15 protein-coding genes are annotated in these 15183 nt (G+C 60.0%); 3 read left to right on the top strand and 12 right to left on the bottom strand.

What is annotated here, in order from left to right; all coding sequences use genetic code 11:
- Positions 1-91: 91 nt before the first annotated feature.
- The 12 genes from rseP to FHT28_RS06595 all read right to left on the bottom strand — a co-directional run bounded on the left by rseP (position 92) and on the right by FHT28_RS06595 (position 12540).
- Complete coding sequence (gene rseP / locus FHT28_RS06650) at positions 92-1765, bottom strand: RIP metalloprotease RseP (protein ID WP_092573698.1); 1674 nt, start codon at positions 1763-1765, stop codon at positions 92-94.
- 24 nt (positions 1766-1789) lie between these two features.
- Positions 1790-2623, bottom strand: coding sequence for a phosphatidate cytidylyltransferase (locus tag FHT28_RS06645; protein WP_047557726.1), 834 nt, complete (start codon positions 2621-2623; stop codon positions 1790-1792).
- Positions 2623-3369 (bottom strand): isoprenyl transferase, encoded by a 747-nt coding sequence (locus FHT28_RS06640; protein WP_168595814.1) that lies wholly within the window; start codon positions 3367-3369, stop codon positions 2623-2625. The genes FHT28_RS06645 and FHT28_RS06640 overlap by 1 nt, the downstream gene beginning before the upstream one ends.
- A gap of 107 nt (positions 3370-3476) precedes the next feature.
- Positions 3477-4037: a ribosome recycling factor gene (gene frr / locus FHT28_RS06635; protein WP_034505150.1), complete on the bottom strand. Its 561-nt coding sequence runs from the start codon at positions 4035-4037 to the stop codon at positions 3477-3479.
- Positions 4038-4092: 55 nt separating this feature from the next.
- Positions 4093-4812 (bottom strand): UMP kinase, encoded by a 720-nt coding sequence (pyrH, locus tag FHT28_RS06630; protein WP_034505151.1) that lies wholly within the window; start codon positions 4810-4812, stop codon positions 4093-4095.
- Positions 4813-4946: 134 nt separating this feature from the next.
- Entirely contained in the window at positions 4947-5873 is a 927-nt protein-coding gene (gene tsf / locus FHT28_RS06625) for a translation elongation factor Ts (RefSeq protein ID WP_037201915.1), read from the bottom strand.
- 274 nt (positions 5874-6147) lie between these two features.
- Positions 6148-6915, bottom strand: coding sequence for a 30S ribosomal protein S2 (gene rpsB, locus FHT28_RS06620; protein WP_168595813.1), 768 nt, complete (start codon positions 6913-6915; stop codon positions 6148-6150).
- A gap of 188 nt (positions 6916-7103) precedes the next feature.
- Positions 7104-8210, bottom strand: a complete 1107-nt coding sequence (locus FHT28_RS06615; RefSeq protein ID WP_168595812.1) for a substrate-binding domain-containing protein — start codon at positions 8208-8210, stop codon at positions 7104-7106.
- The gene (locus tag FHT28_RS06610; protein ID WP_168595811.1) at positions 8210-8827 is read right to left on the bottom strand and encodes a 5-bromo-4-chloroindolyl phosphate hydrolysis family protein; all 618 of its coding nucleotides are present in this window, start codon (positions 8825-8827) and stop codon (positions 8210-8212) included. The genes FHT28_RS06615 and FHT28_RS06610 overlap by 1 nt, the downstream gene beginning before the upstream one ends.
- Before the next feature lie 7 nt (positions 8828-8834).
- The gene (locus FHT28_RS06605) at positions 8835-10409 is read right to left on the bottom strand and encodes a substrate-binding domain-containing protein (protein WP_168595810.1); all 1575 of its coding nucleotides are present in this window, start codon (positions 10407-10409) and stop codon (positions 8835-8837) included.
- Positions 10410-10414: 5 nt separating this feature from the next.
- Complete coding sequence (locus FHT28_RS06600) at positions 10415-11494, bottom strand: toxic anion resistance protein (RefSeq protein WP_168595809.1); 1080 nt, start codon at positions 11492-11494, stop codon at positions 10415-10417.
- Positions 11495-11712: 218 nt separating this feature from the next.
- On the bottom strand, positions 11713-12540 hold the full coding sequence (locus FHT28_RS06595; RefSeq protein ID WP_168595808.1) for a cell envelope integrity EipB family protein: 828 nt from the start codon (positions 12538-12540) through the stop codon (positions 11713-11715).
- 135 nt (positions 12541-12675) lie between these two features.
- Here FHT28_RS06595 and FHT28_RS06590 point away from each other — a divergent pair, with 135 nt between their 5' ends.
- From FHT28_RS06590 to FHT28_RS06580, 3 genes are all read left to right on the top strand, one after another.
- Complete coding sequence (locus FHT28_RS06590) at positions 12676-13143, top strand: RidA family protein (RefSeq protein ID WP_168595807.1); 468 nt, start codon at positions 12676-12678, stop codon at positions 13141-13143.
- On the top strand, positions 13143-13862 hold the full coding sequence (locus FHT28_RS06585; protein ID WP_037201894.1) for a glycerophosphodiester phosphodiesterase: 720 nt from the start codon (positions 13143-13145) through the stop codon (positions 13860-13862). Before FHT28_RS06590 ends, FHT28_RS06585 begins: the two co-directional genes overlap by 1 nt.
- 130 nt (positions 13863-13992) lie before the next feature.
- A complete protein-coding gene (locus FHT28_RS06580; RefSeq protein WP_168595806.1) occupies positions 13993-15180 on the top strand; it encodes a GNAT family N-acetyltransferase in 1188 nt (395 codons plus the stop codon).
- Positions 15181-15183: the final 3 nt, after the last annotated feature.

Here is a 15183-nt window from a genome sequence, read left to right as displayed (position 1 = left end):
TTCCGTTTACTTCATTTCAAAGCGTGACCCATTCGCCACTACAGCTTTGAAACATCGTAAATAAATCGTAATTTCCTCTCGCGTTGCCCCACTAGCCTATTCGGGAACTAATATCGTTCCATGTCGCAAACACCATGAGTGACAGCACCATCGCAAATCCGATCCGGAAAGCGATATCCTGTGCCCGTGCACCCAAGGGTTTTCCCCTGACGGCTTCAATCGCATAGAACATCAGATGGCCGCCATCAAGTACCGGGACGGGCATCAAATTTAATAACCCTATTGAAACAGAAAGTATGGCGGCGAACTGGAGCACCGCAGAGAAACCTAAGGTTGCCATTTGTCCGGACAGCTGCGCAACCCGAATCGGCCCGCCAAGCTGGTCGGCCTTCATGTAGCCGCCGATAACGTTGGCGATATATTCGAAGGTGCCGGAGACGATGCTGCCCGTTTGCTTCACCCCTTCGCCGAGCGCCTGGAACGGCCCGTAGGCTTCGTAGCGCAGCCTGATCGGCTTCTGACCGTCGGTGATGCCGATGGTGGCTATTTCGATCTGCGCGCCGAAAATATCGGTCTCCGCGGATTTCTTCGGCGTAACCGTCACATCGCGTGTCTGGCCGCCGCGCTCGACGGACAGGGCCACGGGCTTGTCGGCGTGAGAGGCGGCGTAACGCTGCACTTCGCTGATGGAGCCCACGGCCTGTCCATCGACGGAAAGGATGCGGTCGCCGAGTTCAAGACCGGCAGCTTCAGCGGGGCTATCCGGAGCGATCGACGCCACCAACGGATCGATCGGCGCAATGCCGATGCTGCCGACATCCTTCTTGTTTCCGGAGGCATCCGTTTCCGTCAGCGTTTCCGCCACAATCGGAAAATCGCGTATCTCGCCGTTGCGCTGTATCGTCAGTACGATGCTCTTGCCGGCGCGGTCACCGATATAGCGGCCGATATCGTAGTAGGTCGCTATAGCATTGCCATCCGCGGCGATCAGGCGATCTCCAGCCACTATGCCGGCCTTTGCCGCCGGTCCATTCGGCTCTACGCCTGTAATCAGTGGATCTACGAGCGCGATGCCTATGCGGCCCATCTCCATCTTGTTGCCGAATTGATCGGTGTCCTCCACCAGCTTCGGCATGATACGGAAATCGCGCATCTGGCCGTCGCGCTCGACCGTCAGAACGATCGTGCGGCCAGGACGCAGGCCGACATAGCGCTGCACTTCGTCAAAGGTCTTCACCTTGACACCGTCGATGGCCATCAGCCGATCGCCGGGCTCGATACCGGCTTCTGCAGCGGCGCCATCACGCGTCACCATGGCGACGACCGGATCGGCGACGGTGCGACCGTAGACACTGAAAAGAACGGCAAAGATTGCTATGGCGAGAATGAAGTTTGCGATCGGACCGGCGGCAACGGTTGCCGCCCGCTTCCAGAGCTTGGCCCCTGCGAAGGATTGGGCGCGCTCTTCTTCCGTCATGGCCGCGAGTTGATCCGTATCGGTCTTGCTCGAGGCATCCTCGTCGCCAAAGAAGCGCACATAGCCGCCGAGCGGGATGAGCGAAAGCTTCCAGCGCGTGCCGTGCCGATCAGTATGCCCCAGGATTTCGGGGCCGAAACCGATCGAAAATGCCATGATGCGGATACCGGACCAGCGCCCGACCAGATAGTGACCCATCTCGTGCACGAAAACGAGCAGCGACAGGACGAAAACAAACGTTATGACGTTGTTCGTCAAAAAACCAATGAAGCTAGCCGCGCCACCCATGCAACGATCCTGTTCGCGTTAATTTCAGACCCCGAGCAGAACGCCGCCCAATGACAAGGTCTCGCCGCTCATTGTCAGCGATATTACGATAGCCAACAAAAACGCTGCAAAACAAGCAAAAATTAGTCCATCGACTCGATCCATGACGCCGCCATGGCCTGGAATCAGATGGCTGGAATCCTTCACACCGAAACGGCGCTTGATGAAAGACTCAAACAAGTCCCCGATCTGGCTGCAAACCGACAGCACCAGCGCAAGCACCGGGATCCTCAAATCATCGGCGGAAAAGAAGCTCCAGACAACAGCGGTTCCCGCAATGATGGCGGCAACGGCACCGCCGATTGCGCCCGACCAGGTCTTGCCCGGCGATATGCGGGGCGCAAGCTTCGGACCGCCGATCGCCCGGCCGACGAAATAGGCAAATATATCGGTAGCCCATACCGTCGCGAAGACGAACAGCATCAACACGAAGCCGCGCAGATCATCGTCGCGAATTTCGGCAAGGGCGATCGCTGTCAATCCGGAATAGAATATGCCGCCCGGCAGCCACCAGGTCGTCCGCCGAACGGCAACCATAATCGTCGTCGCCGCGACAAAGGCAACCAGAACCTCGATGGAATAGACCGATTCGCTCATCAGCGTTGCGCCGGCAATCAGCACAAGACCGAGCCAGCCGAGCGCATTTCCCTGGGGATCGCGTCCATGCAAGTCAGCTATCGTCGACCATTCATAATAGACGAGCAGGCCGATTGCCGCCGCCAGAAGGCGAAAACTCAGGCCGCCATACCAGGTAGCCGCAAGAACAATGACGGCAAGGACGATGCCGGAGATGACGCGCAGCCTGAGTTCACGGCTCATCAGGACCCCACGGCCGCCGCCTGCTTGCCGGAGAGGCCGCCAAAGCGCCGGTCGCGCGCGGCATATTTCTCAAGCGCTGCGAAGAACAGGTCACGGCTGAAATCGGGCCAGTATTCCGGCATGAACATGAATTCCGAATAGGCGGCCTGCCACAAAAGGAAGTTCGATAGCCGCTCCTCGCCGCTCGTGCGGATAATGAGGTCTGGATCGGGAATTCCTGCGGTATCCAGGCGGGCGTCCAAAAGCTCCGGGCTGATATCCTGCGGACGCAGCCGCCCGGCTTCGACATCCTTCGCCAGGCCGACGACGGCGCGGGCAATCTCGTCGCGAGAGCCGTAGTTGAAGGCGATGACCAGCGTCAGGGCCGTATTGTCCCGGGTGGTCTCCTCAGCCTCGATCAGCAACGGCAGAATGTCGCCGCGCAGATTGCTGCGGTCGCCAATGACGCGGATCCGCACATTCTGACGATGAAGCTCGGCGAGATCCCGCCGGATGAACGCCTTGAGGAGCCCCAGCAGGTCGCTCACCTCGGTCTCGGGGCGACGCCAGTTCTCGGAGGAAAAGGCGAAAAGCGTGAGATACTTCACGCCGATATCACCAGCCGCTCGAACAGTTTCCCGAACTGCCTCCACGCCCTTGCGGTGGCCCATGGTGCGCGGCAGGCCGCGCGCGTTGGCCCAGCGCCCATTGCCGTCCATGATGATGGCAACGTGTTCGGGTACGGCAGAAAACGTAGGATCTGACATATGGGTCCGGTTTCGTTCGGCGGGAAGAATGCTCTGATCTCGTAATCTAGGGCGCCGTCACCGCTTTCAATGTTTCCAAATCGAAAGCACGACACCCCAGCGTACGATTAGACCTGCATGATTTCCTTTTCTTTGTCGGCTAGCAAGCGGTCGACATCCGAAATCGTCTCATCCGTCATCTTCTGCACACGCTCGGAGAGGGAGCGGCTCTCATCCTGACCGATTACACCATCCTTTTCGGCCTTTTTGAGGCCATCCATGCCGTCACGGCGAACATGGCGAATCGCGACCTTGGCCTTCTCGGCATATTCGTGCGCGACCTTGACCAGCGAGCGGCGGCGCTCCTCGTTGAGCTCCGGCAGCGGGATGCGCAGATTCTGGCCGTCGATGATGGGATTGAGGCCGAGATTGGATTCGCGGATCGCGCGCTCGACGGCACCGACCATCGCCTTGTCCCATACCGATACGGTCAACATGCGCGCTTCCGGCACGGTGATGTTGGAGACCTGGTTCAGCGGCATGCGCGAACCATAGGCTTCGATCGTAACCGGATCCAGAATGTTAGCGGATGCGCGGCCGGTGCGCAGCGAGGCGATGTCGCTCTTGAATGCCGCGATGGCGCCGTCCATGCGGCGCTTCAGTTCCTTGAGGTCAGTGCCTTCACTCATGTCTATACTCCCCTGTAATAAGGCGACGCCGGGCAGGCCCGGCGCCACAGGAACGTCAGTTGTCTGATACGATGGTCTTGCGGCCGCCGCCGGTCAAGATTTCCGCGAAGCCGCCCTTCTCGTGGATAGAGAAAACGATGATCGGAATTGAATTTTCCCGCGCAAGCGCCACGGCGGCTACGTCCATGACCGCCAGCCCCTTTTCCAGCACCTGACTGTGGGTCAGATGATCGAAACGCTCGGCATCCGGAAACTTCTTCGGATCGGCGGAATAGATGCCGTCGACCTGCGTGCCCTTGAAGATGGCCTGCGCGCCCATTTCGGCGGCGCGCAATGCGGCTGCGGAATCAGTGGTGAAGAACGGATTTCCGGTGCCACCAGCAAAGATCACCACACGGCCCAGCGAGAGATGATAGAGCGTGGCGCGCTGCGAGAAACTCTCGCAGATCTCCGGCATGGAGATGGCCGAGAGCACGACGGTCTCGATGTCGAGCTTGCGCAGCGAGGTTGCCAGCGCCAGCGCATTGATGACGGTTCCGAGCATGCCCATATGGTCGCCGGTCACGCGATCGCCGCCCTTGGAGGCCACGGCGACACCGCGGAATATATTGCCGCCGCCGACGACCACGCCGACTTCGACGCCCATTGCGCGCGCTTCGGCGATATCGGATGCAATCCGGTCGGAGACGGTAACATCGATACCGAACCCCTGGCTACCCATGAGGGCTTCGCCGGAGGCCTTGAGCAGTACGCGCTTGTAGATCGGCTGAGACATCGTGGCTCCTTGAAGTGATCGCGGGGGATGATTGTGAAAGCCGGATACACGAAGGGCACCGCGTTGTCACGCGATGCCCTGAGGTTTTCCCTGATATGGTTTCACCAATCCGGGAGATGGCTTCTTTTTGCCAATCAGCCCTTGGCGACAGCCGCAACTTCGGCAGCGAAGTCGGTTTCTTCCTTCTCGACGCCTTCGCCGAGGAGCAGACGGGCCATGCCAACGACTTCGATCGCGGCGCCGGCGGTCTTTTCAGCTTCCTTGATGGCAGCAGCGACCGTCAGGTCCGGGTTGATGACGAAGGCCTGCGAGAGAAGAGCGACTTCCTCGAAGAACTTGCGCATGCGGCCTTCCACCATCTTTTCGATGATGGCTTCCGGCTTGCCGGATTCGCGGGACTGCTCGATGAAGACGTTGCGTTCGCGCTCGGCGACTGCGGCATCGACTTCTTCGGCGCGGATAGCCAGCGGGTTGGTGGCAGCAATGTGCATGGCAACCTGGCGGCCGATCGACGTCAGAACGGCCTTGTCACCGACCGACTTCAGGGCGACCAGAACGCCGAGCTTGCCGATACCGTCGCCGGCAGCGTTGTGGATGTAGGTCGCCACGACGCCGTGTTCGACTTCCAGCTTGGCCGCGCGACGAAGCGTCATGTTCTCGCCAATGGTTGCGATTGCGTCCTTGATGGTGTCGGCGACCGGCTTGCCGGATGCGGGATAGGTCGCAGCCGAAATGGCTTCGACCGTGCCGTCGGTGGACAGTGCAACTTCGGCGATGCCGCGAGCGAGTTCCTGGAAGGCATCGTTACGGGCAACGAAGTCGGTTTCGGAATTGAGCTCGACGACAACGGCCTTGTGACCGGCGCCGGCAATGGCGATCAAGCCTTCAGCGGCGGTACGGCCGGACTTCTTGTCGGCCTTGGAGATGCCCTTGGCGCGCAGCCAGTCGATCGCGGCTTCGATATCGCCGTTGGTTTCGATCAGCGCCTTCTTGCAGTCCATCATGCCTGCGCCAGACTTTTCGCGCAGTTCCTTCACCAGTGCAGCCGTAATCTCGGTCATAAGCTTCCTCTTTGTCGGTTCATACGGTGCGGCAAGCGGCTTTGAACCGAGGCGGCACCGATTTGAGGGACGAAATGTACCCGTAAGTATGACAGCGTTATGAAGCCGCGTCACACTCTGGAATTCTTGATTGGAACATGCCTGGATTTACCGCCCAGGCAAAGCGTTACCCAAAACGCGATAAGGCCGCTCGAACTTCTTGAAGTCGCAAACGGCCCTATCCCGGATGTCAATGCGCTTGGGCGGACAGTCTCCTGCCCGCCTCGAGGCGCGATCAGGCTTCGGCGCCGTCCGCCAGGGTCGGCTCAACCGGAGTTTCCTCGGAAGCACCGAGGTCACGGCCCGATGCGCTCTGCTGGCGAGCGATGCCGTCGATGGCAGCGCGCGAGATCAGGTCGCAGTAAAGAGCGATGGCGCGCGAAGCGTCGTCGTTGCCCGGGATCGGATAGTCGATCAGGTCCGGATCGCACTTCGAGTCGATGATGGCGACGACCGGGATGCCGAGGCGCTTGGCTTCGTCGATCGCGATCTTTTCCTTGTTGGTGTCGATGATGAACATCAGGTCCGGCGTGCCGCCCATGTCCTTGATACCACCAAGGGCCTTGTCAAGCTTTTCGCGCTCGCGCTCGAGGTTCAGACGCTCCTTCTTGGTGAAGCCCTGGGCGTCGCCGGAGAGGATTTCGTCGAGCTTGCGCAGACGCTGAATCGAGTTGGAGATCGTCTTCCAGTTGGTCATCATGCCGCCGAGCCAGCGGGCGTTGACGTAGTACTGGGCCGAACGCTTGGCGCTGTCGGCGATCAGTTCGGACGCCTGACGCTTGGTGCCGACGAACAGAACGCGGCCACCACGGGCAACGGTGTCGCTGACGACCTGCAGGGCGCGGCTCAGCATCGGAACCGTCTGAGCGAGGTCGATGATGTGGATGTTGTTACGATCGCCGAAAATGTACGGCTTCATCTTCGGGTTCCAGCGATGCGTCTGGTGGCCGAAGTGAACACCAGCTTCCAGAAGCTGGCGCATAGAAAAATCAGGCAATGCCATGCCTTTGACTCCTTTTCCGGTTGAACCTCCGCAAGGCGAACAGCACGCTCTTCGAGAATGCCACCGGGCGGAACGATCCGGATTTCTCCCGGACAATCCCATGCCTTACGTGTGGAATGTGGCTGGCCATACATTCGATTTGCCGGGAATGCAAGGCTTGGGACGAAAAATAGCTGCGCGCCCTGCCCTCAAGCCGCCAGTTTATCGAGCAATGCCAGCATGACATTGGCGTCCGGCATCGGCAGGACGGCGTCGATTTCCGCCGGAAGCAAGCCGGCGATGGCGCTGTCGGCATCTCCGGTCGCCGTTCCGAGCGGCCCGCGGAAACCATGCTTGGTCCAGGCAAGCTCCTGCAATCGCGGGCTGATCAACGCCTCGATCATGCGGTCGACCTGTTCGTCTATGGCGATGAGCGGATGGGCGGAATAGACGGTCGGATGCGGATAGAGCACCACGGGCTTTGCGCCATTGCTGGCCTGGACCCGGTGCCACCGCTGCGGATCGGCGATGATCCATTCCACCAACTGATTCTCGTAGCCGACGATCATCGGTTCGCCGCCGATGCCGCCGGCGAGATACTGTTCGAAAAGCTTGCCTGATGACGACGACTTGAAGCCCATGTTGCGGAAGATGGACTGCGTCTTGTCGCCGAATTGCGCGAGATTGTCGGCGCTGGCCACGTTGCCGCTCAGGAGGCTGAGCACGAGGCCGGAAAACATGAAGCCTGAATTGGAACGATTGGGATCGGTGGAAACGATCCGGGACTGTCCATAGAGCGCGTTGACGCCGAGCTTCGACCAGGTTGTTCCGGCAAGGACGGCATCCAGCAGCGCCTTCAGATCGAGCTGATGCTGTCCTTCCGATGTCGTGGTGACAAGCCCGGCCTTGGTCAATCCATCGACGACAGGCTGCCACGAATAAACGACGACGGGTGTGTTGAGGATGACGCGATCGTTGCGGATCTTGATGCCGCTCTGCCGGGCTATGTCGACCATGATCGAGGAGGAAGGCCAGAGGAACGCGGGGTTCTGCGAGAGGAGCGCCTGCTCCCGGACCATCTCGACGGAGCCAGCGACGCGGCTGTTGATCTCCAGCCCATGGCTGTGGAGGGCGCCGATCACATCGCTGTCGGCCAGAAATGCTTCCTTCTCGCCACCGATGAAGCCGAAAAGCTTGGTGCGGTTGCCAAGCAACCCCTGAAGCTCCGGCCTGTCCTTGATGGCGAAATAGCCACCGGTGCCTGCGACCCCGGCAGCAAGAAGCCCTACTCCAAAAGCGCGGCGGGAAATGGCCATCAGCGTCCTATATCCTCTTTGAGCGAGGCCTGTATCAGGCGCAGCTCCGTATCAAGCGTATCGAGCCTGTTGTCGACCAGGCTGTCCGAATAGTGGACGAAGGCATCTTCGAGCTTGGTCAGAACCAGATCGACCTCCTGAAGGCGCGTCGCATCCGGCTGGCGCTTCGCCTCGATAACGGCAAAACCCTCCGCCACCTCGGCGGCTCGCGGCAGATAGTAGCTGAGGAACCGCCTCACCGTGCCGGCACTCTCCGGATTGGCCTCGACCTTGGCGAAGACGTCGGCGGCGATCTCCGCCAGATGCCGCACCCGCTTTGCCGTCTCCTTGCTGGCGATCTGGGCCGCAGAAGCCTCCAGCCTTCGCGCGGCGGGTGTCGCCGAATTCAGCAGATCGCGGGCGAATTCGAGCCGGCCCCTGCCGATGGCCCTGGCGTCCAGCCCTTCGAAGAGGCCGCGTGGTGCCAGCACAAAGATAAGACCCACGAAGACGAGCAGGCCGATGACGGCCGCGATCCATATCGGCATGCCGGCATAAAAGCTCAGCACAGGAACGACAATCGCGGCGACAAGCCCCGCCACGATCCAATTCCAGTCATTGCCGAACCAATTGCGCATTATCGTCCTAGTTATAGCCGCGCACTGCCCGGAATGCGCTGACGAGATCGCCGCGGCCATCGAACACCCGCGCCGAGGTCTCCTGCGCCAAGGCATCCAATTGCCGCTTGTCCGCATCGCCGAAGGTGATGCCGAAGACAGGCACATGCGGGTTGACCGATCTCCACCGGCTCATGAAATCGCCGTTGGCATCGTCGGACTTGCCGTCGGTCATGATGACGATCGCCGGCAGATAGGAGGACAGGTCCCGCGTACTCTTCATCCAGTCAAGCGCCCTGCCCGCGCAGGCGTACATATCCGTACCGCCGCCGGCATGCTGCAGCGAGACCTTATCGACCAAGCTCTTCTGCTGCGCCGGATTTCCCGTCGCCTCGAAGGTCGTGCGCACATCGGCGTCGAAGGGGATGACCATGATGCGGTCCGCCGGCGTCCACTGCGCCAATACCTTGCCGGTCTCATCCGGATTGAACAGGAACTGCATGGCCGCCTGCAGCTGGTTCTCGCCCTTACCTTCCATCGAACCCGAAAAATCGAGGCAGAGGGCGGTCAGCGACGGCTTACGCAATGCAACTTGATAGAGATCGAGCGCCTGGCGGATCACCGCGGGCTCGGGCATGCGAATTGCCGTCACGAGATGCGTCGGATCGAAATTCCACGACGGATCCGGCTTGGCGGTGACATCCGCGAGCGGAATGCGACGGCCGGTATCGGCGATGCGCTTCTGCACCGGTGCAGAACGCAAGTAGTCAAGGAGTTGGTTGAAGAAGGCCTCAACCTCCTGCCCACGCCCATGATCGACGAAACCGATCGGCGAATCGGCAACCACGACGCCATCGGCCGGATAGATGGCATAAAGCGGCTCCTTGCCCATGCCGGCCAGCTTATCGTTGGTCTCCTTCAGCACGGCTTCGTAATTCCACATGGCGTCGTAGAGCACGCCCTTTGAAGCCTGGTCCGTATAGAGATCCGCGAGCCAGCCAGAGGAACCAGAAGAGCGCTCAACGCCGGCAAGCAGGGACCGGACGGCACCCTGGACATCCGGCTTGTCAAGATCGCCCGGCTCGATGACGGGTTTGTTGCCGAGCGCGCTCGACAGCATTGCGAGATAGGCGCTGGCGCCCGAGTTGGATTGCGTCGCGGATGTCATCAAGAACTTCAGCGAGCCGTTCTTCACCGCCGCCAATATGTCCTTCATGTAGACAGGCTTGCCGATCCAGCCGAGCGCCTCGGCCTTGGATTTGCGCACGCCGAAAATGACCGGCATCTGCGCCACCGACGTCAGCGACTTCACCCGGCGCTTGACGTCGAACATATCGACCCAAACGCTCGATGCCGGCCAGACAGCATCCTGTTCGACGCCTTGTTCGCTCTGGAGAGCGAGCCCGATATCCAGCGTGCCTTCATAGGTGAAGCTGCAAGTCGCTTTCTTTTCCTTGCAGAACTCTTCGACGATCGGCTGAATGACGGTGTTTTCCGAGCCGGAAACGATCGAGAACTTCGGGCCATCACCGCCGACATTGCAGCCGCTCAGCGCAAGAACTGCGGCGAGCGTCAGGCCGGTAACGAATGTGCGGATCTTCATGCAGTTCACCGCGCCTCGATCATCGCCTTCTTGAGCTCTATGGTCATTTTCTGCATCCGCTGCTCGGCCTCGGCCCGCTTGGCGCGACCATCTTCCTGCACCTTCAGCACGCCGCTGATCGTGTCGATCAGGTCGCGGTTGGCGGCGGCGAGCGTATCGATATCGACGATGCCGCGCTGCGATTGCTGCTCGATGGCAATCGCCTGATCCTTCATCATCTTCGATGCCTCGCGGATCATGTCGTTGGTGGCGTCCGTCACCGTCTTTTGCAATTCAAGCGCCGATTTCTGCTGGCTCAGGCCGAGCAGGATGACCATCTTCTGCTTCCAGGCCGGCACCGTCAGCGCCGAGGTTGCCTGCAGGTTCTCGATCAGCGTTTCGTCGCCGGACTGCACGATGCGGATCTGCGGCAATTGCTGAATGCCGAGCTGGCGCGCCTGCTGCAGATAGAAAACCCGCTTCTCGAGACGATCGAGAGCTTGCAGGCTGTCCTGATAGACCTGCGCCTCCAGCATGCCCCCGCCCGGACCGGTGGAGGCCGCATCGGCAGTACTCTTCAGCCGCGGAAGTTCGGTGGCGCGAAAGCGCTCAACGAAATTCTTGCCGGCCTGCACATAGGCATCGAGCTGCAGGATGGACTGCTTCGTCTCTTCGTGCAGATCATCGAGAAGGGCAATGTCCCGGCGCAGGATATCCTTGTGACGATCAAGCTCGAGCCCGATGCGGTCGATCTGGCCCGCCACATCCTCGAACTCTTCCTTGAAGCGCTGCACCCTGGCCCTGAATGAGGAAAACACACGCGACAGGAAGCTTTCGTCCTTCAAGGAAGCCGGATCGAGCTTCTTCGACTTTATGATGATTTCGGTCAGCAGCCTGCCCACCTCGCCGAGATCCCGATTGCGGACCTCCCGGAGAATCCGGTCGGAATAATCGGAGACCGACTGCTGGGCGCGGTCGCCGTAGACGGAAATCCCGGCGCGGTCGGTGATGTCGATGCTATCGCCGATGCGGGCGATCTCACCCGGATCAGCGGCGACCACAGGCAGAGTCTCGTTGGAACCGGCGGAGATATCGGTATTGCTCATAGATTGTGCTTTCTCGTCCATAAAACACAGAGCCGACCGCAAAACATTGTCGACCGCCCCAAGACGATCAATCCCCCCGCGCGCCCCAATACAATTCCAGATCGGCACGGGCAAAAGTTAGACTCACCCAAGCGTGCCGATCGTTTCACACAATAGTGAAACTTGGATCACAGTTTTATGACGAAAATTTTGCCCTTTGCGCCGCGGCCCGGCGAGAGCTATTGGCAGGCCTTCGTATCGAGAACCTCGAGCTTGGTGAGCTTGCCGGTGAGGACGAAGTCGCCGTAATCCATGGTGAGATCGCGCGTTATGCCGTTCTCGTAAAGCTTGAACGACATGCGGTAGACCGGTATGGCGTCGCCCGTGGACTTCTCGTTGAAATAGGCGACGGACACCGGCCAGAAGGCGGTCTTGGCAAAGGCGCCGGCCTTGTCGGCGTCGGGATCATCCGTGGCGGGCGTCTCCTGCTTGCCGACGACGGTGGTCGCGATCAATGGCTTGTCGCCGTCGTCGGAACCGTCGAAGACCTGGGCCTCGAAGAAATTCTTGCCGAGTTTGGCGTTGCGGATGATGTCAAGCATATGCTCGGTCGGGAAACGGCTCTGGATGAGTTCGACCTGCTTGCTGTGCGGCTGAGTCAGATCGACCTTGATGCCCTTCTGGTCGTCGGTCGCGGCGCCGCGCACGTCCTTGTCGAGCTGGCTGTCGGTATAGGACTTGGTTTCGAAGCGGAACACCCGCTTGGCCAGATCCTCGAACGTCGTCGTCTGCTGGTCGCTGACCCGTGTGGAATCGCCCGTGTCGATCTGCGTGACGAAGCGGAAATTGGTGGTGAACCCTGTGCAATCGGAGCCCTCGAATTCATAGACCATGCGACCGAACATGCCGGCGATGCCGGAACGATCGGAAGCGTCCTTCAGTTCGAGATCATAGACGGCGCGATGTGCAATGAGGCCACTCGGAACGGCCGCATGGGCTGCCGGAGTTCCCAGAGATAGAACGCCCAGACCCGAAACGACAGCTGCAGCAAGACTCGAGCGGATCATTCATTATCTCCTGTTGGACTCGCACGCGATGTTATAAGAACGCTTTCGGCTTAAACGAGGCTGCCGGTCCTAATTGACGGAATTTAGTCTTGATGCCGGATTTTTGAAGTTTTTACAACAAAACGGGAGATGAAAATGTCCGACGCTATAGAGGGTCGTCTGAAGGAACTTGGCATCGTTCTGCCGCAGGCCGCCGCACCGGCCGCGAATTACGTTCCCTATGTCATCAGCGGCAATCTTCTCTATCTGTCCGGGCAGCTGCCGATGGAAAACGGCAAGGTCGGCGTGACAGGCCATCTCGGCAGGGATGTCGACGTTGCCGGCGGCCAGCGCGCCGCCCAACTCTGCGCCATCAATATTCTTGCGCAGGCAAAGGCAGCGCTCGGCGGGGATCTTGGCCGCATCAAGCGCCTCATCAAGCTGAACGGCTTCGTCGCCTCGACGCCTGATTTCGTCGAACAACACCTTGTGATCAACGGCGCCTCCAATCTTCTGGCAAACGTGTTGGGAGACGCCGGCAAGCACGCCCGCGCCGCCGTCGGCATGGCAGCCCTGCCATTCAATGCCGCCGTTGAAATCGATGCCATTCTGGAAATCGCCTGATGAGCAAGCATGCCTGGTTGACCGAACGTCCCGTCGCCCATCGCGGCTATCATGACATGAACAAGGAGGTCTGGGAGAATACGCTCTCTGCGTTTGCCCGGGCCATCGAGGCAGGTTTTGCCATCGAATGCGACCTGCATTATGCCTCGGACGCCGTCCCGGTCGTCTTCCACGACGACGATCTGCAGCGCGTCTGCAATCTGCCCGCTCAGCTGCGCGATCGCACATCGGCCGAACTCGGCCTGCTTTCGGTCGGCGGCACCAAGGACAAGATCCCGACATTGAAGCAGCTCCTGCGGCTTTGCGACGGCAAGGTACCGCTGGTGCTGGAGCTGAAGGGCCGCGAAGGCGACGACGAGGGCTTTGCGGAAGCCGTGCTCGAAGTGCTGGAAGGCTACAAGGGACATGTGGCCCTGATGAGCTTCGACCATTGGCTGCTCAAGGACCTCAAGGCGCTGGAAGCACCCTACCCGATCGGTCTCACGGCCGACGGAAATGAGCCCGAGGCGTTTTTTAAGCATGACGAAGCCATGCAGCTTGGGCTAGACTTCATCTCGTACTTCTACGGCCACCTGCCGAACCCCTTCATCACGGCGCAGCGCCAGCGCGGCATTCCGGTCATAACCTGGACCGTGCGCGACGAAGCGGCCCGCAAACATACATTTGCCAATGCAGACCAGATGACCTTCGAAGGTTTTGACCCGCGCATAGCCTCATAAATCGGGATCGATTGAAGGAGGGACTTATGCGCAAACTTGAAATTCCGCTGCGTCCTTTGCATATCCGACTGGACGCGTGGCGCAGCGGTTGAGAGCCCCATCCATCCTTCCTTCCAAGCGCAAGAATTTGATGACAGACGAATTATCCATTCGAGTCGAACGATCCTTCAAGAACATCGCCCCGGAAAGCTGGTCCAAGCTCGCCGGAGCGTCCAAGGCAAGCAAGCTGCTGCCATATAACCCGTTTGTCTCGCATGCCTTTCTGTCCTCGCTTGAGGAGTCGGGCTCAGCAAGCGACAAGACGGGATGGCTTGGCAACCATTTGCTGCTCGAAACCGATGGCGGCGACTTGATCGGCGCCGTTGCGGGTTATCTGAAGAGCCACAGCCAGGGCGAATATGTCTTCGATCATGGCTGGGCCGACGCCTTCGAGCGTGCCGGCGGCCGCTATTATCCCAAGCTGCAATGCTCCGTGCCCTTCACGCCGGCCACAGGGCCGCGGCTGCTCGTCGCCGAAGGCCAGGACCGGCAGGCTATCCAGCCGGCGCTCGCCGAAAGCCTGAAGGAAGTGACACGACAACTCGGCGTCTCCTCCGCGCACATCACCTTCTTGCCTAAAGACGAGGTCTCGGTCTTCGAAACAGATGGCTATCTGCATCGCACCGACCAGCAGTTCCATTTCATCAACGAGGGCTATGCCGACCACGATGCCTTCCTGGAAACCCTCGCGTCGCGCAAGCGCAAGGCACTGAAGAAAGAGCGTCGCGCAGCACTCGAGCACGGCATCAGCATCGATTGGCTGACCGGCAGCGATCTGACAGAAGGCATATGGGATCAGTTCTTCGCCTTCTACATGGATACGGGCAGCCGCAAATGGGGCCGCCCCTACCTGACGCGAAAATTCTATTCGCTGATCGGCGAGCGCATGCCTGAGGATGTCCTGCTCGTCATGGCGAAACGCGAGGGACGCTATATCGCCGGCGCCATCAATTTCATCGGCGGAGAAACGCTCTACGGCCGGCATTGGGGCTGCATCGAGGATCATCCCTTCCTGCATTTCGAGGTCTGCTATCATCAGGCGATCGATTTCGCGCTCAGCAAGGGATTAAAGCGAGTAGAGGCCGGCGCTCAGGGCGAGCATAAGCTCGCGCGCGGCTATCTTCCTGTCATCACGCATTCGGCGCATTATATCGGCCACCAGGGCTTGCGACGCGCCGTTGCCGACTATCTGCAGCACGAGCGGGAGCAGGTGGAGGAAATGAGCGAAGTCCTTACCGAACACAGCCCCTTCCGCAAAGGCGAACGGCAAGATATCTAGCCG

Source organism: Rhizobium sp. SG570 (genome assembly GCF_012275345.1).
Taxonomy (GTDB): Bacteria; Pseudomonadota; Alphaproteobacteria; order Rhizobiales; family Rhizobiaceae; genus Rhizobium; species Rhizobium lusitanum.
This window is presented reverse-complemented; position numbering and strand designations above follow the sequence as displayed.